Here is a 21,004-nt window from a genome sequence, read left to right on the forward strand (position 1 = left end):
TTCAGAATTTGGTCAAGGACAAACCGGCCCAGGTGGCGAGCAGGCCACCCACTACACTGAGGCTGGCATAGCCGAACGCCAGGGGCGCTTGCCCGCTTTCGAGCAGGCGTACGGTGTCCATGGAAAAGGATGAAAAGGTCGTCAGGCCGCCAAGGAAGCCGACGATCAGGCCTGCGCGCAGCTCGACCGGCACCAGCGGGCGATGCAGAAACAGCCCGTAGAGCAAGCCGATCAGCAGGCAGCCAATCAGGTTGACCGCCAGCGTACCGAGATAGAAGTGGCGTGGCCAGTGGGCATTGACCCAATTTCCCGCGGCAAAGCGCAGCAGCGTGCCGGCAATGCCCCCGGCGCTGACTGCGGCCACCAGGGCAATCATGGCTTCCTCCGCTGGCGCGGGCTCAGGCGATCGAGTTCGGCCAGGTGGCGCAGCTTCTCGCCGATCTTCAGTTCCAGGCCGCGAGGCACCGGCTGGTAGTACTGGCGCGGCGCGAGGTCATCGGGAAAGTAGTCTTCGCCCGCCGCATAGGCATCGGGCTCGTCGTGGGCATAACGGTACTCGTCGCCGTAGCCCAGCTGCTTCATCAGCTTGGTGGGTGCGTTGCGCAGGTGCAGTGGCACTTCCAGCGAACCATGCTCGGCGGCTTCGCGCAGGGCGGTCTTGAAGCCCATGTACACCGCGTTGCTCTTGGGCGCACAGGCCAGGTACGTAATGGCCTGGGCCACGGCCAGCTCGCCCTCGGGGCTGCCCAGGCGCTCCTGCACGTCCCACGCGGCCAGACACAGGCTCAGCGCACGCGGGTCGGCGTTGCCGATGTCTTCGCTGGCCATGCGCACCACGCGCCGCGCCAGGTACAACGGGTCGCAGCCGCCATCGAGCATGCGTGCGAACCAGTACAGCGCCCCATCGGGGTTGGAGCCGCGCACCGATTTGTGCAATGCGGAAATCTGGTCGTAGAAGGCCTCGCCGCCCTTGTCGAAACGTCGACGGGTATCACCGAGCAGGCTTTGCAGCAGCTCCACCCCGATCTCGCTGCCGTCTTCGGCCAGGTCCGAGGCATTCTCCAGCAGGTTGAGCAGGCGCCGGCCATCGCCATCGGCGGCAGCCAGCAGCATCTTGAAGGCTTCGTCGCCCAGGCTCAGGTTGCGCTTGCCCAGGCCGCGCTCCTCGGTCAGTGCGCGCTCCACCAGGCGGTGCAACGCGGCTTCGTCCAGGCTCTTGAGCACATACACACGCGCCCGCGACAGCAGGGCGTTGTTGAGTTCGAACGAGGGGTTTTCGGTGGTGGCGCCGATGAAGATCAGCGTGCCGTCTTCCACATACGGCAGAAAGGCGTCCTGCTGCGACTTGTTGAAGCGGTGCACTTCGTCGACGAACAGGATGGTGCGCCGCCCGTACTGGGCGGCCTGCTGCTTGGCGATCTCCACCGCCTGGCGGATCTCCTTGACCCCGGCCAGTACGGCTGAAACAGTCTCGAAGTGCGCCTCGCAGAACTGTGCCAGCAAACGCGCCAGGGTGGTCTTGCCCACCCCGGGCGGGCCCCAGAAGATCATCGAGTGCAGCGCGCCCTGCTCCAGTGCCTCGCGCAGCGGCTTGCCGCGCGCCAGCAGGTGCTGCTGGCCGACGTATTCGTCCAGGTTGGCCGGGCGCAGGCGCGCGGCCAAGGGCTGGGCAACAGGGTCACTTCGAAACAGGTCCATGGACGCGGGCTTGACCTCTTTACTCTTGAATCACGTCGGCGCCTTCAGGCACGACGAACTTGAATTTGCTCGCCGGGATCGGCTCATTGGCCTTGACCCCGCTGAACAGGATATTGGTGCGCTGGCCGACGCTGTCGATCAGTTGCATATCGTTCACCAGCCCCTTGCGGAAGGACAGGCGCAGCGAGTCGAACAGGGTGTCCTTGGTTTTGGGCTTGAGCGTGAAATCGATCACGTCACCCTGTTGCTTGGAGGTGATATCGAAGCTCTGGCTGATTTTCGAGATATCACCCGACAACAGCAAGGCCGGCGTTTCGGTCAGACGCTCGTCGAGCTTCTTGATGGTCGCCTGCTCCAGGTCCGGGTCCCACAGGGTCACCTTCTTGCCGTCCGACACCACCACCTGCTCGGCAGGCGCATCGGTGTGCCAGTAGAACAGGCCAGGGCGCTGTACCGCCATCTGACCGGTGGTTTCCTGCAACTGGGTGCCGCTGCCATCGAGGGTCAGTTGCGAGAAACCGGCAGAAATGGTCTTGGACGTCTCCAGCAATTGGGTCAGGCTTTTGACGTCCGCCTCTGCGGCGAAAACCGAAGCGCTGGACAGGGCCATGGCGGAAACCAACAGCATGCGAATCAGGCGCATGGAAATCCTCGTTGCAGTAGGGGTGGGCCGGCGGCCGTCAATGGCCGCCGGCAGATAAGGAATCATCAGTCGCGCATCGGTCCGGGCGCAATCACTTCACGCGAACCGTTGGTGTTCATGGCAGTGACCACACCGGCCATTTCCATCGCCTCGATCATGCGGGCGGCGCGGTTGTAGCCAATCTTGAGCTTGCGCTGTACCGCGGAAATGGAGGCACGACGGCTTTCGAGCACGAACTGCACGGCCTCGTCGTACAGCGCGTCGGTTTCGGCGTCATCGTCACCGCCACCACCACCGCCCCCATCGAAGCCGCTGCCGGCCTCTTCGACACCGCTGAGGATGTCGTCGTTGTAGTCCGGGGCGCCGCGCAGCTTCCAGGCCTCGACCACGCGGTGAACCTCTTCGTCGGACACGAAGGCGCCGTGCACGCGAATCGGCAGGCTGGTGCCCGGCGGCATGTACAGCATGTCACCATGGCCCAGCAGTTGTTCGGCGCCGCCCTGGTCGATGATGGTGCGCGAGTCGATCTTGCTCGATACCTGGAACGCCATGCGGGTCGGGATGTTGGCCTTGATCAGGCCGGTGATCACGTCCACCGACGGACGCTGGGTGGCCAGGATCAGGTGGATACCGGCAGCCCGCGCCTTCTGCGCGATACGGGCGATCAGTTCTTCGACCTTCTTGCCGACGATCATCATCATGTCGGCGAATTCGTCCACCACCACCACGATGGTCGGCAGGGTCTTGAGCAGCGGCGGCACGTCATCCATGCTTTCGCGCTTGAACATCGGGTCGTAGATCGGCTCGCCCGCTTCTTCGGCGTCCTTGATCTTGCGGTTGAAGCCGGCCAGGTTGCGCACGCCCATGGCCGCCATCAGCTTGTAGCGGCGCTCCATCTCGGCCACGCTCCAGCGCAGGGCATTGGCGGCGTCCTTCATGTCGGTGACCACCGGGCACAGCAGGTGCGGGATGCCTTCGTAGATCGACAGCTCGAGCATCTTCGGGTCGATCATGATCAATTTGGCGTCTTCGGGGCCGGACTTGAACAGGATCGACAGGATCATCGCGTTCACGCCCACCGATTTACCGGAACCTGTGGTACCGGCCACCAGCAGGTGCGGCATCTTGGCCAGGTCGGTGATCACCGGCTTGCCGCCGATATCGTGCCCCAGGGCCATGGTCACAGGCGACTTGGCCTCGTCATACTGCGGCGACGACAGCACCTCGGAGAAGCGCACGATCTGGCGGTCTTCGTTGGGGATCTCGATACCCACCGTGGTCTTGCCCGGGATCACTTCGACCACGCGCACGCTGGTTACCGCCAGCGAGCGCGCCAGGTCCTTGGCCAGGTTGGCGATGCGGCTGACCTTGACCCCGGCGGCCGGCTGGATTTCGTAGCGGGTGATCACCGGGCCGGGGTGGATCGAGTCCACCGACACTTCAACCCCGAACTCCTTGAGCTTGATTTCCAGCAGATGGCCCACGCCCGCCAAGGACTCTGGCGAATAGTTGACCTTCTTCTTCTCGGCCGGGTCGAGAATCGAAATCGGCGGCAGCGTGCCTTCGATGGCGCTGTCCACGAACAACGGTGCCTGCTTTTCCTTCTGCACGCGCTTGCTCGGCTCTGGCGCCTTGGCCGGCGCCGGCATGATCACCGGTGGCACATGCTGCTCGCGTTCGGCCACATGCTTGCTCAGCGCGGTATCGCGCTCGATGATGCGTTCCTTGGCCTTGAGCTGCTCGCGGCGGTCGGGCACCACAGGCGCCACCACGTCGTGCACCTGCTCGTCGACTTCACGCAGTTGGGCAACCAGGCGCTTGCGCTCGTTGCGCCCGGCCCACCAGCGGTTGGCAGCACCCTGGAACAGTTCGAACAGGTCGAGGGTGATCTTGCCGGTGATGTCCATCACCTTGAACCACGACAGGTCGGTGAACACGGTCAGGCCGAACAGGAACAGCGCGATGAACATCAGGGTGCTGCCCTGCACGTTCAGCGCATTCTTGGCCAGGTCACCCAGGCTTTCGCCCAGCGCGCCGCCCGCCGAGGCCGGCAGGCTCGGGGCCGAATGGAAATGGATATGCGCCAGCGCGGCGCCCGACAGCACCAGGAACACCAGGCCGATCAAACGCCAGGAGAACAGCCAGCCGCTCCACTGCCAGGGCTGATGACGTTCGCGGAAGATCTGCCAGGTCTTGATCGCCAGCAGCAACGGGAAGATATAGGCGAAATAGCCCAGCACCATGAACAACACGTCGGCAAAGAACGCCCCGGCGCGACCGGCGGCGTTCTGCACCTGCTCGACATTGCTGGTATGGCTGAAGCCCGGGTCGGCCTGGTCGTAGGTGAGCAGGGCCATCCACAGGTACAGGCACAGCGCGCCCATGGCGATCAGCGCACCTTCCTTGAGCCGGTAGTGCAGCTGCTGGCGCCAGATCGGCTCGGGGTTGGGTGTTGCGGTGGATTTCTTCAAAACGCGTCTATTCCTGCGCTCAATGCGCGTCCAACAGGGGTCGACCGGGCGACCGGGTCAACAAACCACTACTTTTAACATTACTGCCCGCCTGCCGCCATGACGGCACGCCGGAACGAGGCGTAAACGGGGGCCAATTTCCTATACGGCAATTTGAGCACGCATTCTCTTTTGTGACAAAGGCTTATGCGGGGTTTTTGCGTAGTTGGGACAGCATAGTGCAGGTTAAGTTGCGCCGCCCGCCAACGCCGGCGGCGCAACGGCAGGCGCCGGCCTTGCCGACGAAGCCTTTTGCGGCGATCCTTCCCCTCCCCTCCTCCACCGCACGGCGACCCACCTCCATGCTGACCTGGCTGAGCCGCAACAACCTGGACTTCCCGCCCCTGGAAAAGGCCCTGCACGAACCCAACGGCCTGCTCGCCGCCGGCGGCGACCTGAGTGCCGAGCGCCTGGTGCAGGCCTATCGCCATGGCTGCTTCCCCTGGTACCAGGACGGCCAGCCGATCCTGTGGTGGTCGCCCGACCCGCGCACCGTATTGTTCCCGGACGAGCTGCACGTGTCGCGCTCGCTGCGCAAGGTCATTCGCCAGGGCCGCTATCAGGTCAGCTTCGACCAGGACTTTGCCAGCGTGATCAGTGCCTGTGCGGCGCCTCGCGACTATGCCGACGGCACCTGGATCACCGACCCCATGCAGGCTGCCTACCTCACGCTGCACCAGCAGGGCTTCGCCCACTCGGTGGAAGTGCGCGAAAACGGCGAGCTGGTAGGCGGGCTCTACGGCCTGGCCATGGGCCGCCTGTTCTTTGGCGAATCGATGTTCAGCCGCGCCGACAACGCCTCCAAGGTGGGCTTCGTGCACCTGGTCGAACACCTCAAGGCGGCCGGCTTCGTGCTCATCGACTGCCAGATGCCCACCAACCACCTGCACAGCCTCGGCGCCCGCGCCATCGCCCGCAGCGCCTTTGCCGAGTACCTGCGCAACTACCTCGACCAGCCGGCCAACGTCAGCTGGGCCTGACGTCCTGGCGTTTGCTAGGCGAGTTTTCACAGCTGGCTTACACTTAATCCAAACGCACCTCCCGAGGGGTTGATCATGACAGAGCTGGCGCGGTTGAAGTTTTATGCCACTCAACCCCATGCCTGCAGCTACCTGCCAGACGAGCAAGCCACCACGCTGTTTCTCGACCCGAGCCAGCCAATGGACGCCAACGTCTACGCAGACCTGTCGGAAATGGGCTTTCGTCGCAGCGGCGACCACCTGTACCGCCCGCATTGCCAGAACTGCAACGCGTGCGTACCTGCGCGCATTCCGGCGGCTCGCTTTACGCCCAATCGCCAGCAGAAGCGCATCATCAAGCGCAACGCCGACCTGGTGGTGACCCCCGCACGCCCTCGGTTCAACGAAGAATACTTCGAGCTGTACCGCCGCTACATCGAGCAGCGCCATGCCGACGGCGACATGTACCCGCCCAGCCGCGACCAGTTCTCCACCTTCCTGGTCCGCGACCTGCCGTTTTCACGCTTCTACGAGTTTCGCCTGGACGGCAAGCTGCTGGCGGTGGCGGTCACCGACCTGCTGCCCAACGGCGTATCGGCGGTGTACACCTTCTACGAACCCCAGGAAGAACGGCGCAGCCTGGGACGTTTCGCGATCCTCTGGCAGATCAGCGAAACCCTGCGCCTGGGGCTTGAAGCGGTCTATCTCGGGTACTGGATCAAGAACTGCAAAAAGATGAATTACAAGACCCAGTACCGCCCCATCGAGCTGCTGATCAATCAACGATGGGTCACGCTTAACTGAAACCCTTGGCTTGAACCCCATTTTTCGGGCACAATGCACGCCACTTTTTAGCCTGGCGCAGTTGCACCGGGCCGGCAACTGGACACCGAGGGCTTTACTGCATGTCGAAAGAAGACAGCTTCGAAATGGAAGGCACTGTCGTCGACACCCTGCCCAACACCATGTTCCGCGTGGAGTTGGAAAATGGGCACGTCGTTACCGCGCATATCTCCGGCAAGATGCGCAAGAACTACATCCGTATTCTCACCGGCGACAAGGTCCGCGTCGAACTGACGCCTTATGACCTGAGCAAAGGGCGCATCACCTACCGCGCCCGCTAAACGCTACACACAAGAACGCCCGGCCAGTGCCGGGCGTTTTTGCGTGCCTGCCTGAAAAGCCTCGCCGGCAAGGCCGACCCCTACCAGGGCTGCATCACCCCGCAGGAGCCGGCCGTGCCGGCGAACGCGATCAGGCCATCTCGGCCGTGGTCTCGAAGTCGAACACCAGCTCGCCATCGCGCAGGTCGATGTGCACCACGCCGCCATGCTCGGCCAGCTCGCCAAACAGGATCTCTTCGGCCAGCGGCCGCTTGATCTTGTCCTGGATAAGCCGCGCCATGGGCCGCGCACCCATCTGCGCATCGTAGCCACCGGCTGCCAGGTAGCTGCGAGCAGCATCCGACACCTCCAGCAGTACGCGCTTGTCTTCCAGCTGGGCCTGCAGTTCGGTGAGGAACTTGTCGACCACGCTCTTGATCACTTCGTGGCTCAGGCGACCAAACTGGATGATGGTGTCCAGGCGGTTGCGGAACTCCGGCGTGAAGCTCTTCTTGATCACTTCCATCGCGTCGGACGAGTGGTCCTGATGGGTAAACCCGATCGAGGCCCGTGCCGCAGTCTCGGCGCCGGCGTTGGTGGTCATGATCACGATGACGTTGCGAAAGTCCGCCTTGCGCCCGTTGTTGTCGGTCAGGGTACCGTGGTCCATCACCTGCAGCAGCAGGTTGAAGACTTCCGGGTGAGCCTTCTCGATTTCATCGAGCAGCAGCACGCAATGTGGCTGCTTGGTGATGGCTTCGGTCAACAGGCCGCCCTGGTCGAAACCGACATAGCCCGGAGGCGCACCGATCAGGCGCGACACGGTGTGACGCTCCATGTACTCGGACATGTCGAAACGCACCAGCTCGACCCCCAGCGCCTTGGCCAGCTGACGCGCCGCCTCAGTCTTGCCCACCCCGGTAGGGCCTGCAAACAGGAACGAGCCCACCGGCTTGTCCGGCGCCTTCAGGCCGGCACGCGACAGCTTGATGGCGGTGGCCAGCGAATCGATCGCGGCATCCTGGCCAAACACGGTCAGCTTCAGGTCGCGCTCCAGGTTGCGCAGCAGCTCCTTGTCGGAACTGGTGACGTGCTTTGGCGGAATGCGCGCAATCTTGGCGACGATGTCTTCCACCTGCTGCACATCGATGCGCTTGACGCGCTTCTCGACCGGCTGCAGGCGCTGGTACGCCCCCGCCTCGTCGATCACGTCGATGGCCTTGTCCGGCATATGCCGGTCATTGATGTAGCGCGCTGCAAGCTCCGCTGCGGCACGCAGCGACTCATCGCTGTACTCGATGCTGTGATGGGACTCGAAACGCCCCTTGAGGCCGCGCAGGATGCCGATGGTGTCTTCCACCGACGGCTCGCTGACATCCACCTTCTGGAAGCGCCGCGCCAGGGCCCGGTCCTTCTCGAAGATGCCGCGGAACTCCTGGAACGTAGTCGAGCCGATGCAACGGATATCACCCGAAGACAGCAGCGGCTTGAGCAGGTTGGACGCATCCATCACCCCGCCCGATGCCGCACCGGCGCCGATGATGGTGTGGATTTCGTCGATGAACAAGATCGCCTGCGGACGCTTGCGCAGTTCGCCGAGCAGCGCCTTGAAGCGCTTCTCGAAGTCGCCACGGTACTTGGTACCGGCCAGCAAGGCGCCCAGGTCCAGCGAATAGACCACGCTCTGGGCCAGCAGGTCAGGCACCTGACCGTCGACGATACGCTTGGCCAGGCCTTCGGCGATGGCGGTCTTGCCCACCCCGGCCTCGCCCACCAGCAGCGGGTTGTTCTTGCGCCGACGCGCAAGGATCTGCGCCACGCGCTCGACCTCGGTCTCGCGCCCCACCAGCGGGTCGATACGCCCCTGGCGTGCCAGTTCGTTGAGGTTGCTGGCATAGGCATCCAGCGGATTGCTCGAGGACGAGGCTTCGCCGCCGTCTTCGTCCTGCATGTCCTGCTCGCCGTCCTGGTGTTCGCCATGGCCCGGCACCTTGGAGATACCGTGGGCGATGTAGTTGACCACGTCGATTCGCGCGACACTTTGCTGTTTGAGCAGGAACACCGCCTGGCTTTCCTGCTCGCTGAAGATCGCCACCAGCACATTGGCGCCGGTGACTTCACGTTTACCCGAGCTCTGTACATGGAACACGGCACGCTGAAGCACCCGCTGGAAGCCCAGGGTTGGCTGGGTCTCGCGGTCTTCATCATGCACGGGGATCAGTGGCGTGGTGGAGTCGATGAACTCCTGCAGGTCGTGCTTGAGCTTGTCGAGGTTGGCTCCACAGGCACGCAAAACGGTTGCGGCGGCCTCATTATCCAAAAGCGCCAGCAGAAGGTGTTCGACGGTCATGAACTCATGACGCTTCGAACGGGCCTCCTTGAAGGCCAGATTGAGGGTGACTTCGAGCTCGCGGTTTAACATAGCTTCACCTCATACCCAAGTGGTCGGCGATTAACCGTCCTTCTCGATTTCACAGAGTAGCGGATGCTGGCTTTCCCGGGCGTATTGGTTGACCTGCATGGCCTTGGTCTCGGCGATGTCGCGGGTAAACAATCCGCACACTGCCCGCCCTTCTGTATGGACGGCCAGCATGACCTTGGTCGCCAGCTCGCGATTCAGGTTAAAAAACACCTCGAGCACTTCGACGACGAAATCCATCGGTGTGTAGTCATCGTTGAACAAAACCACCTTGTACATCGGTGGTGCCTGCAGCGCGGGCTTGGCTTCCTGTACCGCCAGACCAGAGCCATCGTCCTCATCCTGCTGCGGGCGATCCTGATTGAATGTTAGTCGAATCTGGCTATGTGCATGCATGGAAAGAAATTCATCATTTCGACAGGTTAAGGTTGAATGTGGACCGCCTGGCCACACGCCGGAACGGCCGTCGCCTGACCTTGACTATCGGCAAATCGGTGTTACAACCAATAAGAGCCCACCGTGGTCGATAAAGATCCGCGCAGTCAACCAGAATTTTCGCAGGTTCATAGGCGGATGGAGTGGATGATACTCCAGTGATGGAGTCCTTTGCAGAGGGATATGAGGATGGCAACCGGCAAAGTCAAGTGGTTCAACAATGCCAAGGGATTCGGATTCATCAACGAGGATGGCAAGGATGAGGACCTGTTTGCCCACTTCTCTGCCATTAACATGGAAGGTTACAAGACCCTGAAGGCCGGACAAGTCGTCACATTCGATATCATTCAGGCACCCAAGGGGTTTCATGCGCAGAACATAAGACCCGTCGTCACCAGCGCCCAGAGCGAGCCCGCCGGCAGCGCGACCACGATCGACGCCTGAACACCCCAGGAACACCAGGGCCGGCCTGCCCTCACGGACAGGCCGGCCTTTTGCTGCCCGCTCACATGTGCTTGATCAGCGCCTCACCGAAGCCCGAGCTCGACACCAGCGTCGCGCCTTCCATCAGGCGTTCGAAGTCGTAGGTCACGGTCTTGGCCTTGATAGCCCCGTTGGTGCCCTTGATGATCAGGTCCGCCGCCTCGGTCCAGCCCAGGTGACGCAGCATCATCTCGGCCGACAGGATCACCGAACCAGGGTTGACCTGATCCTTGCCGGCGTACTTGGGCGCCGTGCCGTGGGTGGCCTCGAACATGGCCACGGTGTCCGACAGGTTGGCACCCGGCGCGATGCCGATACCGCCCACCTCCGCCGCCAGGGCGTCGGACAGGTAGTCACCGTTCAGGTTGAGGGTGGCGATCACGTCGTACTCGGCCGGACGCAGCAGGATCTGCTGGAGCATGGCGTCGGCAATGGCGTCCTTGACGATCACTTCACGCCCGGTCTTGGGGTTCTTGAATTTCATCCACGGGCCGCCATCGAGCAGCTCGGCGCCGAATTCGTTCTTGGCCACCTCGTAGCCCCAGTCCTTGAAGGCCCCCTCGGTGAACTTCATGATGTTGCCCTTGTGCACGATGGTCAGCGACTCGCGGTCGTTATCCACCACATACTGCAGGGCCTTGCGCACCAGGCGCTGGGTGCCTTCCTTGGAAACCGGCTTGATGCCGATGCCGCAATCCTGGTCGAAGCGGATCTTGGTGACACCCATTTCCTCCTTGAGGAACTTGATGACCTTGTTCGCCTCGGGCGAGCCGGCCTTCCACTCGATGCCGGCATAGATGTCCTCGGAGTTCTCGCGAAAGATCACCATGTCGACGTCGCCAGGTTTTTTCACCGGGCTGGGCACACCCTCGAACCACACCACCGGACGCAGGCACACGTACAGGTCCAGTTGCTGGCGCAGGGCGACGTTCAGCGAACGGATGCCACCGCCGACCGGGGTGGTCAGCGGGCCCTTGATCGATACCACGTAGTCTTTCACCGCATCCAGGGTTTCCTGGGGCAGCCAGGTGTCCTGGTCGTAGACCTGGGTGGCCTTCTCGCCGGCGTACACTTCCATCCAGGAGATCTTGCGCTTGCCGCCATAAGCCTTTTCGACTGCAGCATCGACCACCTTGATCATCACCGGGCTGACATCGACGCCAATACCGTCACCTTCAATGAAGGGGATGATCGGATTGTCGGGAACATTGAGAGAATGGTCTGCGTTGACGGTGATTTTGTCACCGACTGCCGGAACCTTGATTTTCTGGTATCCCATGCTGCACTCCGCTTTTTTCTGGTTGATAGGACTTCATGCAATCCCCAGAGCCTAACCCAGTTGAACGCAGACGCAAACCTCGCCGAAAAAACCGTCATACCAGCGTAAAACGCTCTACGTCTTTGGTCTAAAAGTGGCCATCCGACATGTTGACCTTGATGATTACGACCAAGGGTTTGATATACTCCGCCGGTGACCAAAGGGTCACTGGGGGCGACCGGTCCGAATAGAGACGTCCGGCCCCGACAAGACTGGGCTGTTACCGCAGTTCAGCCGTTTGACACTCGACTGATGCAACCCACCATCACAGCCCGGAATCCTCGACTTTCTGCTCATGGATCCGCTTGAGCGAAGCGCCTATCCTGCGCACCCCTCGAGATTCCGCGCACGCTCAGCAAAACAGAGAGTTAACCCGAATATGCCCACCCGATCCAAGATCATCTACACCTTCACCGACGAAGCCCCCGCCCTCGCCACCTACTCACTGCTGCCCATCGTCGAAGCGTTCACCGCCACTGCCGACATCGCCGTCGAAACCCGTGACATCTCGCTCGCTGGCCGTATCCTCTCTGCCTTCCCTGAACAGCTCGGCGCCGACAAGCAAGTGGCCGACCACCTGGCAGAACTGGGCCAACTGGCAACCACACCTGAAGCCAACATCATCAAGCTGCCGAACATCAGCGCCTCGGTACCGCAGCTGAAGGCCGCGATCAAGGAACTGCAAGCCAAGGGCTTCAACATCCCGGACTACCCGGACACCGTCAGCACCGACGCGGAAAAAGAAGCCCGCGCCCGCTACGACCGCATCAAGGGCAGCGCCGTGAACCCGGTACTGCGCGAAGGTAACTCCGACCGCCGCGCACCGCTGTCGGTCAAGAACTACGCCCGCAAGCACCCGCACAAGATGGGCGCCTGGGCAGCCGACTCCAAGTCGCACGTCGCGCACATGGACAACGGCGACTTCTACGGCAGCGAAAAAGCCGCGCTGATCGAAGCCGATGACAGCCTGCGCATCGAACTGCTGGCCAAGGACGGTTCGACCACCGTCCTGAAAGAGAAAACCGCGGTCAAGGCCGGCGAAATCGTCGACTGCGCCGTGCTCAGCACCAAGGCCCTGCGCAGCTTCATCGCTGCCCAGATCGAAGAAGCCAAGGCCCAGGGCGTACTGCTGTCGGTTCACCTGAAAGCCACCATGATGAAGGTCTCCGACCCGATCATGTTCGGCCAGATCGTCGCCGAGTACTACAAGGACGCGCTGACCAAGCACGCCGCCGTACTGGAGCAGGTCGGCTTCAACCTGAACAACGGCATCGGCGACCTGTACGCCCGCATCAAGGACCTGCCAGCCGAGCAGCAGGCCCAGATCGAAGCCGACGTGCAGGCCGTGTATGCCGTGCGCCCGGCGCTGGCCATGGTCAACTCCGACAAGGGCATCACCAACCTGCACGTGCCGAGCGACGTCATCGTCGACGCCTCGATGCCGGCGATGATCCGCGACTCGGGCAAGATGTGGAACACCGAAGGCCAGCTGCAGGACACCAAGGCAGTGATCCCGGATCGCTGCTACGCCACCATCTACCAGGCGGTGATCGAAGACTGCAAGCAACACGGCGCCTTCGACCCTACCACCATGGGCAGCGTGCCGAACGTCGGCCTGATGGCACAGAAGGCCGAAGAGTACGGCTCCCACGACAAGACCTTCCAGGCCAAGGCTGATGGCGTGATCCGCGTCGTCGACGGCAAAGGCAACCTGCTGCTGTCCCAGGACGTCGAGGCCGGCGACATCTTCCGCATGTGCCAGACCAAGGACGCGCCGATCCAGGACTGGGTCAAGCTGGCCGTCAACCGTGCCCGCGCCAGCGCCACCCCGGCGATCTTCTGGCTCGACCCGCAACGCGCCCACGACGGCGTGCTGATCGAGAAGGTCCAGAAGTACCTGAAAGACCACGACACCACCGGCCTGGACATCCGCGTCCTGTCGCCTGTCGAGGCCATGAAGGTTTCGCTGCAGCGCATCCGTGCCGGCGAAGACACCATCTCGGTCACCGGCAACGTGCTGCGTGACTACCTGACCGACCTGTTCCCGATCATGGAGCTGGGCACCAGCGCCAAGATGCTGTCGATCGTGCCGCTGATGAACAACGGCGGCCTGTTCGAAACCGGCGCCGGCGGTTCGGCACCCAAGCACGTGCAACAGCTGGTGGAAGAAAACTTCCTGCGCTGGGATTCGCTGGGCGAGTTCCTGGCCCTGGCAGCTTCGCTCGAGCACCTGAGCACCGCCTACGCCAACCCCAAGGCCAAGGTACTGGCTGCGACCCTGGACCAGGCCACCGGCCAGTTCCTGGACAACAACAAGTCCCCTGCGCGCAAGGTTGGCAGCATCGACAACCGTGGCAGCCACTTCTACCTGACCCTGTACTGGGCCCAGGCACTGGCTGCACAGACCGATGACGCGGCGCTGCAAGCACGCTTCGCACCGCTGGCCAAGGCACTGACCGAGAACGAAGCGACCATCGTCGCCGAGCTCAACGCAGTCCAGGGCAAGCCGGTTGAAATCGGGGGTTACTACTACCCCGATGCCGAGCTGACCGCCAAGGCAATGCGCCCGAGCCAGACCTTCAACAACGCGGTTGCCGCGCTGTAAGGTTGGCTTGAGCTGACACACAGACCCCGGCCACGCACCGGGGTTTGTGCTTTCTGGAATCTGTGTCGTCTGCATCGCGGGTCAAGCCCGCTCCCACAGGGGTTGTGTGGGAGCGGGCTTGACCCGCGATGCAGGCGACGCTGCCCTGAGCAGGAGCACCCGCATGACCTGGCAACCCCACATCACCGTCGCCACCATCGTCGAAGACAACGGCCGCTTCCTGCTGGTCGAGGAATTCAAGGCCGGCCGGCACGTCTTCAACCAGCCCGCCGGCCACCTCGAAGCCAACGAAACCCTGCTCGAAGCCGCCCTGCGCGAGACCCTCGAAGAAACCGCCTGGGACGTCGAGCTTACCGGCATCGTCGGCATCTACCTCTATACCGCCCCCAGCAATGGCGTGACCTACCAGCGCATCTGCTTCGCTGCCCGCCCGCTTCGCCACCACCCCGAGCGCGCCCTGGACACCGACATCGTGCGCGCCACCTGGCTCACCCGCGACGAACTGCTGGCAGATCCCGAGCGCTGGCGCAGCGAGCTGGTGCCGCAATGCATCGACGACTACCTGGCCGGCCCGCTGCACAGCCTGAGCCTGATCCGCAATTGAAGCCGCGGCTTTCGCCTTGCGCGGCGCAGCCTGATAGAATCGACGTCTTTTTCCAGATACACAGCCGGTACCTATGACCAGTCCAGCACTCTACGAACCCGAAAAGACACGCGTCATCGTCGGCATGTCCGGCGGCGTGGACTCTTCCGTCTCCGCCCTCCTGCTGATCGAGCAGGGCTACCAGGTGGAAGGCCTGTTCATGAAGAACTGGGAAGAGGACGACGGCACCGAATACTGCACCGCCCGCGAAGACCTGGCCGATGCCCAGGCCGTGTGCGACCGCATCGGCATCAAGCTGCACACTGCCAACTTTGCCGCCGAGTACTGGGACCACGTGTTCGAGCACTTCCTGGAAGAGTACAAGGCCGGGCGCACGCCGAACCCGGACATCCTGTGCAACCGCGAAATCAAGTTCAAGGCGTTCCTCGACTACGCCCTGATGCTCGGTGCCGACCTGATCGCCACCGGCCACTATGTGCGCCGCCGCGACATCGACGGGCGTACCGAGCTGCTCAAGGGCCTGGACCCGAACAAGGACCAGAGCTACTTCCTGCACGCCGTCGGCGGCGAGCAGATCGCCCGCACGCTGTTCCCGGTGGGCGAACTGGAAAAGCCCGAGGTGCGCGCCATCGCCGAAAAAAACGGCCTGGCCACGGCCAAGAAGAAGGACTCCACCGGTATCTGCTTTATCGGCGAGCGCCGTTTCAGCGATTTTCTCAAGCAATACCTGCCGGCGCAGCCCGGTGAAATCCAGACCACCGAGGGTGAAGTCATCGGCCAGCACCACGGCCTGATGTACCACACCATCGGCCAGCGTCAGGGCCTGGGCATCGGCGGCCTCAAGGATGCCAGCGACGAGCCGTGGTACGTGCTGGAGAAAGACCTCAGCCGCAACGTGCTGGTGGTCGGCCAGGGCAACGAGCACCCGTGGCTGTTCTCCCGCGCCCTGCTCGCCTCGGAGATCTTCTGGGTCAACCCCGTCGACCTCTCCAGCCCGCGCCAGCTGACGGCCAAGGTGCGCTACCGCCAGAGCGACCAGGCGTGCACCCTGGAACGCACCGCAAGCGGCTACCGCGCCGTTTTCGACGAGCCGCAGCGCGCCGTGACGCCGGGCCAGTCGGTGGTGTTCTATGACGGTGAGGTATGCCTGGGGGGCGGTGTGATCGAAGTGGCCGAGCCCTGGAGCAGCCGCTGATGAACCAGATGCAAGAGCAACTGGTCGCCCTGGGCGGGGTATTCCAGGCCGCCGTGCTGGTCGACCGAATCGCCCGCACGGGCCAGGCCAGCGAGGCCGACCTGGGCTGCATGCTCGGCAGCCTGCTGGTACGCGACCCCAAGGACACCCTGGAGGTGTTCGGCGGTGACGACCTGAACCTCAAGGATGGCTACCGCGCCCTGGCCAGCGCGCTGGAGCGCGACCCTGCCAGCCTGCAGCGCGAGCCGCTGCGCTACGCCTTGTCGATGCTGGGCCTGGAGCGCCAGCTGGCCAAGCGTGGCGACATGCTCGACACCATCGGCAAGCGCCTGCCGCAGATCCAGTCCCAGGCCGATCATTTCGGCCTGGTGCATGAAAACGTGATCGCTTCGTGCGGCGCCCTCTACCAGGACACCCTGAGCACCCTGCGCCAGCGTATCCAGGTGCATGGCGACATGCGCAACCTGCAGCAGCCCAACAATGCCTCGAAGATCCGCGCCCTGCTGCTGGCCGGCATCCGTGCTGCGCGCCTGTGGCGCCAGCTGGGCGGGCACCGCTGGCAGTTGGTGATCAGCCGGCGCAAGCTGCTCAAGGAGCTGTACCCGATGCTGCGCGGCTGACCCTGACCGCGTCGCGGCCTTCGCTGGCTTGCCAGCGAAAAGGCCCGAAAGACCTTTTGTCACCCTCAAAACCCGGGCGCGTTTTTCATGTATGATATGCGCCCTTTTCGTTGCCCGACTGTCCGAGAACACCCCATGCAGCTTTCCTCGCTCACTGCGGTTTCCCCTGTTGACGGCCGCTACGCCGGCAAAACCCAGGCCCTGCGCCCCATCTTCAGCGAATACGGCCTGATCCGTTTCCGCGCCCTGGTTGAGGTCCGCTGGCTCCAGCGCCTGGCCGCCCACCCGCAAATCGCTGAAGTACCAGCGTTTTCCGCCGAAGCCAACGCCGTGCTCAACGCCCTGGCCGACGACTTCGCCCTCGAGCACGCCGAGCGCGTCAAAGAGATCGAGCGCACCACCAACCACGACGTCAAGGCCATCGAGTACCTGCTCAAGGAGCAGGCCGCCCAGCTGCCGGAACTGGCCAAGGTCAGCGAGTTCATCCACTTCGCCTGCACCAGCGAGGACATCAACAACCTGTCCCACGGCCTGATGCTGCGCGAAGGCCGCGACAGCGTGCTGCTGCCGCTGATGCGCCAGATCGCCGAGTCGATCCGCGAACTGGCCCACCGCTTCGCCGACGTACCGATGCTGTCGCGCACCCACGGCCAGCCGGCTTCGCCGACTACCCTGGGCAAAGAGCTGGCCAACGTGGTGTACCGCCTGGAGCGCCAGATCGCCCAGGTTGCCGCCGTGCCGCTGCTGGGCAAGATCAACGGCGCCGTGGGCAACTACAACGCCCACCTGTCGGCCTACCCGCAGATCGACTGGGAAGCCAACGCCCGCGACTTCATCGAAGACGAGCTGGGCCTGGTGTTCAACCCCTACACCACCCAGATCGAACCGCACGACTACATTGCCGAGCTGTTCGACGCGATCGCCCGCTTCAACACCATCCTGATCGACTTCGATCGCGATATCTGGGGCTACATCTCGCTGGGCTACTTCAAGCAGCGCACCATTGCCGGCGAAATCGGTTCCTCGACCATGCCGCACAAGGTCAACCCGATCGACTTCGAGAACTCCGAAGGCAACCTGGGCATCGCCAACGCGCTGTTCCAGCACCTGGCCAGCAAGCTGCCGATCTCGCGCTGGCAGCGCGACCTGACCGACTCCACCGTGCTGCGCAACCTGGGCGTCGGTTTCGCCCACAGCGTGATCGCCTACGAGGCCAGCCTCAAGGGCATCAGCAAGCTGGAAATCAACGAAGCCCGCATCGCCGAAGACCTGGACGCCTGCTGGGAAGTCCTGGCCGAGCCGATCCAGACCGTGATGCGCCGCTACGACATCGAAAACCCGTACGAGAAGCTCAAAGAGCTGACCCGCGGCAAAGGTATCAGCCCTGAAGCGCTGTTAACCTTCATCGATGGCCTGGACATGCCGGCCGAAGCCCGCGCCGAGCTGAAGAAGCTGACCCCGGCCAACTACATCGGTAATGCCGCGGCACAAGCCAAACGCATCTGATTGCCCCCGCGTTTTGACGCCCGGCTTGGCCGGGCGTTTTTATTGCTGAAAGAAAATTACTTTTTTTCAATAGGTTACACATGAATCCTGATACCCCACTTCAGCTGCTGGGCGGCCTGACTGCCCGCGAATTCCTGCGCGACTACTGGCAGAAGAAGCCCCTGCTGGTTCGCCAGGCCTTCCCTGATTTCGAAAGCCCGATCGATGCCGATGAACTGGCCGGCCTGGCACTGGAAGAGGAAGTCGAATCGCGCCTGGTCATCGAACATGGCGAGCGCCCGTGGGAACTGCGCCGCGGCCCGTTCGACGACGACACCTTCAGCACCCTGCCTGAGCGCGACTGGACCCTGCTGGTACAAGCCGTCGACCAGTTCGTGCCGGAAGTGGGCGAGCTGCTGGAGAGCTTTCGCTTTCTGCCAAGCTGGCGCATCGACGACGTGATGATCAGCTTCGCCGCCCCGGGTGGCAGCGTGGGCCCGCACTTCGACAACTACGACGTGTTCCTGCTGCAAGGCCAGGGCAAGCGCAACTGGAAGATCGGCCAGATGTGCGACAGCGACAGCCCGCTGATCGAGCACGCCGACCTGCGCATCCTGGCCGACTTCGAGCAGACCGACGAGTGGACCCTGGAACCGGGCGACATGCTCTACCTGCCACCGCGCCTGGCCCACTACGGTGTGGCAGAAGACGACTGCCTGACCTATTCGGTCGGCTTCCGCGCGCCGAGCGCCGCCGAAGTGCTGACCCACTTCACCGACTTCCTCAGCCAGTTCCTGCCTGACGAAGAGCGCTACACCGACGCCGACGCCCAGCCAGTGAGCGACCCGCACCAGATCCAGCGCGACGCCCTGGACCGCCTCAAGGGCCTGCTGGCCGAGCACATGAGCGACGAGCGCCTGCTGCTGACCTGGTTCGGCCAGTTCATGACCGAACCACGCTACCCGGAACTGGTGGCTGGCGAGGCACTGAGCGAAGAAGACCTGATCGACAGCCTGGAACAGGGTGCGATCCTGATCCGCAACCCGAGCGCGCGCCTGGCCTGGTCGGAAGTCGACGACAACGTGCTGCTGTTCGCCAGCGGCCAGAGCCGCCTGCTGCCGGGCGAACTGCGCGACCTGCTCAAGCTGATCTGCGCCGCCGACGCCCTGCACGTGGAAAACCTCGCGCCATGGCTTGGCGACGAAAATGGCCTTACCCTGATCTGCGAACTGGTCAAGCAAGGAAGCCTGGGATTTGCCAATGAATAAGATCGAAGTACGCCTGGCCGATTGGCAGAAAGACAACGCCGACATCCGCCGTATCCGCGAATCGGTGTTCATTGCCGAGCAGAACGTGCCGCCAGAGCTGGAGTGGGATGCCGACGACAACATCGCCGTGCACTTCCTGGCCTTTGAGGGTGACTACGCCATCGGCACCGCCCGCCTGTTGCAGGATGGCCAGATCGGGCGCGTGTCGGTGCTCAAGGACTGGCGCGGGCTCAAGGTGGGTGACGCACTGATGCAGGCCGCCATCGCCGAGGCGCAGAACCGCGATCTGCGCCAGCAGAAGCTCACCGCACAAGTGCATGCCACCGCATTCTACGAGCGCCTGGGCTTCAAGGTTGTCAGCGAGGAGTTCCTCGAGGCCGGCCTGCCGCACGTGGACATGGTGCGCGACTCGCAGTAAGCGCCAGCCCTGTCGCCGGCAAGACCAGCTCCCATACCTGCGGGAGCCGGCCTTGCCGGCGAACAGGCCAGCACAACCGCTACAAATTTGCCATCATGTCCACTCCACCCGCGGAGACCATGGACATGCCGCTACGCCCCCTGCTCGCCACCCTGCTTCTGTCGTTCAGCCTCAGTGCGCTGGCCGCCACCGAAGTCCTGCCGCTGAACCACCGCACCAGCGCCGAACTGCTCCCAGCCGCGCAAGCCTTCATCGGCAAGGACGGCAGTGTCAGCACCTTCGAAAACAAGCTGATCGTCAATGCCGAGCCCGGCAAGATCGACGAACTTCGCACCCTGCTGCAACAACTGGACACCGCCCCCAAGCGCCTGCTGATCAGCGTCGACAACACCGACAGCAACGTCCAGGACAACCGCGGTAACGCCCGCGTGATCCGCTACGGCACCGCCAACCGCGAGGGTGGGCTGCAACAGGTGCAGGCCAGCGAGGGCACTCCGGCGCTGATCCAGGTTGGCCAGAGCATTCCCATCACCAGCACCCAGACCGACAGCTACGGACGCGTGCAGAGCAACACCGAGTACCGCAACGTCACCCAGGGTTTCTACGTCACTGCCAGCGTCACCGGCGAAACCGTGCACCTTGCCATCAGCACCAACAATGACCGGATGAGCCAGGAACGTCCCGATGTAGTGAAGGTGCAAAGTACCGACACGAAGGTCACCGGCAAGCTTGGCGAGTGGATCAGCCTGGCAGGTGTCAACGCTCAAAGTCAGGCCGATCGCAGCGCTTCGACCCTCAGTTACTCCACCCAGCGCGGTGAGAACATGACTTTGCGGGTAAAAGTCGAGGCACTGGACTGACCCCGCGCCGTTCAAGGCCTCGACCAAAGGCCTCGAAACTGACTGACGAGTCGTATTAGACCAAAGATGTAGTGGATGAAAAAAAGCACTACAAAACATTTGACGCCCCCGAATCGCAGAGGCATGATGGCCCCGCTCCCGCTAATCAGAGGCCCTGGCAAGGGCCTTCGAGTTGCGCTCTGACCTACCCGACCTGAGCCGATTCGTGTCTGTACAGCCCACAAGGCGGTTTGACGAGATTGCGACTGGAACGAAGTTGTCCCGAGGGACGGAAGCGCATCAAACGGTAGACGGCACACCCTGATCGACGCAGCACGGCAACCACGAGCCAACCTGCCCGACAGCCACGCCAAGGACCTGCTCACTTCCCCCTTCGAGCCC

Annotated in this window: 19 protein-coding genes; 12 read left to right on the forward strand and 7 right to left on the reverse strand. The window is 63.0% G+C overall.

The window, feature by feature from the left end; translation table 11 throughout:
• Position 1: 1 nt before the first annotated feature.
• The 4 genes from crcB to ftsK form a co-directional block, all read right to left on the reverse strand.
• Positions 2-376, reverse strand: a complete 375-nt coding sequence (gene crcB / locus FW760_RS22455; RefSeq protein WP_043860846.1) for a fluoride efflux transporter CrcB — start codon at positions 374-376, stop codon at positions 2-4.
• A complete protein-coding gene (locus tag FW760_RS22460; RefSeq protein WP_043860847.1) occupies positions 373-1,698 on the reverse strand; it encodes a replication-associated recombination protein A in 1,326 nt (441 codons plus the stop codon). The genes crcB and FW760_RS22460 overlap by 4 nt, the downstream gene beginning before the upstream one ends.
• 19 nt (positions 1,699-1,717) lie before the next feature.
• Entirely contained in the window at positions 1,718-2,341 is a 624-nt protein-coding gene (lolA, locus tag FW760_RS22465; protein ID WP_043860848.1) for an outer membrane lipoprotein chaperone LolA, read from the reverse strand.
• A gap of 65 nt (positions 2,342-2,406) precedes the next feature.
• Positions 2,407-4,812, reverse strand: a complete 2,406-nt coding sequence (gene ftsK / locus FW760_RS22470) for a DNA translocase FtsK (protein ID WP_043860849.1) — start codon at positions 4,810-4,812, stop codon at positions 2,407-2,409.
• 341 nt (positions 4,813-5,153) lie between these two features.
• On the opposite strand from ftsK, the gene aat reads away from it, so the two are divergent.
• From aat to infA, 3 genes are all read left to right on the forward strand, one after another.
• Positions 5,154-5,831: a leucyl/phenylalanyl-tRNA--protein transferase gene (gene aat, locus FW760_RS22475; protein WP_302100401.1), complete on the forward strand. Its 678-nt coding sequence runs from the start codon at positions 5,154-5,156 to the stop codon at positions 5,829-5,831.
• A gap of 75 nt (positions 5,832-5,906) precedes the next feature.
• Positions 5,907-6,614 (forward strand): arginyltransferase, encoded by a 708-nt coding sequence (locus FW760_RS22480; protein WP_043860851.1) that lies wholly within the window; start codon positions 5,907-5,909, stop codon positions 6,612-6,614.
• A 101-nt stretch (positions 6,615-6,715) separates the two neighbouring features.
• Positions 6,716-6,934 carry a translation initiation factor IF-1 gene (infA, locus tag FW760_RS22485; RefSeq protein ID WP_002553999.1) on the forward strand — a complete coding sequence of 73 codons (219 nt, stop codon included), beginning with the start codon at positions 6,716-6,718 and terminating at the stop codon, positions 6,932-6,934.
• Positions 6,935-7,064: 130 nt separating this feature from the next.
• On the opposite strand, the gene clpA is transcribed toward infA, so the two are convergent.
• The gene (clpA, locus tag FW760_RS22490) at positions 7,065-9,335 is read right to left on the reverse strand and encodes an ATP-dependent Clp protease ATP-binding subunit ClpA (protein ID WP_043860852.1); all 2,271 of its coding nucleotides are present in this window, start codon (positions 9,333-9,335) and stop codon (positions 7,065-7,067) included.
• A 30-nt stretch (positions 9,336-9,365) separates the two neighbouring features.
• Positions 9,366-9,728, reverse strand: coding sequence for an ATP-dependent Clp protease adapter ClpS (clpS, locus tag FW760_RS22495; protein ID WP_043860853.1), 363 nt, complete (start codon positions 9,726-9,728; stop codon positions 9,366-9,368).
• A 228-nt stretch (positions 9,729-9,956) separates the two neighbouring features.
• Between clpS and cspD the strand changes: the two genes are divergently transcribed.
• Positions 9,957-10,211: a cold shock domain-containing protein CspD gene (cspD, locus tag FW760_RS22500; protein WP_058541364.1), complete on the forward strand. Its 255-nt coding sequence runs from the start codon at positions 9,957-9,959 to the stop codon at positions 10,209-10,211.
• A gap of 61 nt (positions 10,212-10,272) precedes the next feature.
• Here the strand turns inward: cspD and icd are convergent, their stop codons facing one another.
• Positions 10,273-11,529 carry an NADP-dependent isocitrate dehydrogenase gene (icd, locus tag FW760_RS22505; protein WP_043860855.1) on the reverse strand — a complete coding sequence of 419 codons (1,257 nt, stop codon included), beginning with the start codon at positions 11,527-11,529 and terminating at the stop codon, positions 10,273-10,275.
• 418 nt (positions 11,530-11,947) lie between these two features.
• Here icd and FW760_RS22510 point away from each other — a divergent pair, with 418 nt between their 5' ends.
• The 8 genes from FW760_RS22510 to FW760_RS22545 all read left to right on the forward strand — a co-directional run bounded on the left by FW760_RS22510 (position 11,948) and on the right by FW760_RS22545 (position 20,623).
• On the forward strand, positions 11,948-14,173 hold the full coding sequence (locus FW760_RS22510) for an NADP-dependent isocitrate dehydrogenase (RefSeq protein WP_054915101.1): 2,226 nt from the start codon (positions 11,948-11,950) through the stop codon (positions 14,171-14,173).
• Positions 14,174-14,336: 163 nt separating this feature from the next.
• Positions 14,337-14,777 carry an NUDIX hydrolase gene (locus tag FW760_RS22515; protein WP_054915102.1) on the forward strand — a complete coding sequence of 147 codons (441 nt, stop codon included), beginning with the start codon at positions 14,337-14,339 and terminating at the stop codon, positions 14,775-14,777.
• Positions 14,778-14,850: 73 nt separating this feature from the next.
• Positions 14,851-15,972, forward strand: coding sequence for a tRNA 2-thiouridine(34) synthase MnmA (gene mnmA / locus FW760_RS22520; RefSeq protein ID WP_043860858.1), 1,122 nt, complete (start codon positions 14,851-14,853; stop codon positions 15,970-15,972).
• Positions 15,972-16,592 carry a high frequency lysogenization protein HflD gene (hflD, locus tag FW760_RS22525; RefSeq protein WP_043860859.1) on the forward strand — a complete coding sequence of 207 codons (621 nt, stop codon included), beginning with the start codon at positions 15,972-15,974 and terminating at the stop codon, positions 16,590-16,592. The genes mnmA and hflD overlap by 1 nt, the downstream gene beginning before the upstream one ends.
• A 135-nt stretch (positions 16,593-16,727) precedes the next feature.
• Positions 16,728-18,098: an adenylosuccinate lyase gene (purB, locus tag FW760_RS22530; RefSeq protein WP_116054801.1), complete on the forward strand. Its 1,371-nt coding sequence runs from the start codon at positions 16,728-16,730 to the stop codon at positions 18,096-18,098.
• Between the two features lie 80 nt (positions 18,099-18,178).
• Complete coding sequence (locus FW760_RS22535; RefSeq protein WP_043860861.1) at positions 18,179-19,345, forward strand: ribosomal protein uL16 3-hydroxylase; 1,167 nt, start codon at positions 18,179-18,181, stop codon at positions 19,343-19,345.
• Positions 19,338-19,763 carry a GNAT family N-acetyltransferase gene (locus FW760_RS22540; RefSeq protein ID WP_043860862.1) on the forward strand — a complete coding sequence of 142 codons (426 nt, stop codon included), beginning with the start codon at positions 19,338-19,340 and terminating at the stop codon, positions 19,761-19,763. Before FW760_RS22535 ends, FW760_RS22540 begins: the two co-directional genes overlap by 8 nt.
• Positions 19,764-19,888: 125 nt before the next feature.
• Entirely contained in the window at positions 19,889-20,623 is a 735-nt protein-coding gene (locus FW760_RS22545) for a secretin N-terminal domain-containing protein (protein ID WP_231390883.1), read from the forward strand.
• Positions 20,624-21,004: the final 381 nt, after the last annotated feature.

It is taken from the genome of Pseudomonas sp. 1176_21 (genome assembly GCF_052850635.1).

Excerpts from the sequence above, each read along its gene's own strand:
- crcB (WP_043860846.1), bottom strand. The coding sequence starts at position 376 with ATGATTGCCCTGGTGGCCGCAGTCAGCGCCGGGGGCATTGCCGGCACG.
- FW760_RS22460 (WP_043860847.1), bottom strand. The coding sequence starts at position 1,698 with ATGGACCTGTTTCGAAGTGACCCTGTTGCCCAGCCCTTGGCCGCGCGC.
- lolA (WP_043860848.1), bottom strand. The coding sequence starts at position 2,341 with ATGCGCCTGATTCGCATGCTGTTGGTTTCCGCCATGGCCCTGTCCAGC.
- aat (WP_302100401.1), top strand. The coding sequence starts at position 5,154 with ATGCTGACCTGGCTGAGCCGCAACAACCTGGACTTCCCGCCCCTGGAA.
- FW760_RS22480 (WP_043860851.1), top strand. The coding sequence starts at position 5,907 with ATGACAGAGCTGGCGCGGTTGAAGTTTTATGCCACTCAACCCCATGCC.
- infA (WP_002553999.1), top strand. The coding sequence starts at position 6,716 with ATGTCGAAAGAAGACAGCTTCGAAATGGAAGGCACTGTCGTCGACACC.
- clpA (WP_043860852.1), bottom strand. The coding sequence starts at position 9,335 with ATGTTAAACCGCGAGCTCGAAGTCACCCTCAATCTGGCCTTCAAGGAG.
- clpS (WP_043860853.1), bottom strand. The coding sequence starts at position 9,728 with ATGCATGCACATAGCCAGATTCGACTAACATTCAATCAGGATCGCCCG.
- cspD (WP_058541364.1), top strand. The coding sequence starts at position 9,957 with ATGGCAACCGGCAAAGTCAAGTGGTTCAACAATGCCAAGGGATTCGGA.
- icd (WP_043860855.1), bottom strand. The coding sequence starts at position 11,529 with ATGGGATACCAGAAAATCAAGGTTCCGGCAGTCGGTGACAAAATCACC.
- FW760_RS22510 (WP_054915101.1), top strand. The coding sequence starts at position 11,948 with ATGCCCACCCGATCCAAGATCATCTACACCTTCACCGACGAAGCCCCC.
- FW760_RS22515 (WP_054915102.1), top strand. The coding sequence starts at position 14,337 with ATGACCTGGCAACCCCACATCACCGTCGCCACCATCGTCGAAGACAAC.
- mnmA (WP_043860858.1), top strand. The coding sequence starts at position 14,851 with ATGACCAGTCCAGCACTCTACGAACCCGAAAAGACACGCGTCATCGTC.
- hflD (WP_043860859.1), top strand. The coding sequence starts at position 15,972 with ATGAACCAGATGCAAGAGCAACTGGTCGCCCTGGGCGGGGTATTCCAG.
- purB (WP_116054801.1), top strand. The coding sequence starts at position 16,728 with ATGCAGCTTTCCTCGCTCACTGCGGTTTCCCCTGTTGACGGCCGCTAC.
- FW760_RS22535 (WP_043860861.1), top strand. The coding sequence starts at position 18,179 with ATGAATCCTGATACCCCACTTCAGCTGCTGGGCGGCCTGACTGCCCGC.
- FW760_RS22540 (WP_043860862.1), top strand. The coding sequence starts at position 19,338 with ATGAATAAGATCGAAGTACGCCTGGCCGATTGGCAGAAAGACAACGCC.
- FW760_RS22545 (WP_231390883.1), top strand. The coding sequence starts at position 19,889 with ATGCCGCTACGCCCCCTGCTCGCCACCCTGCTTCTGTCGTTCAGCCTC.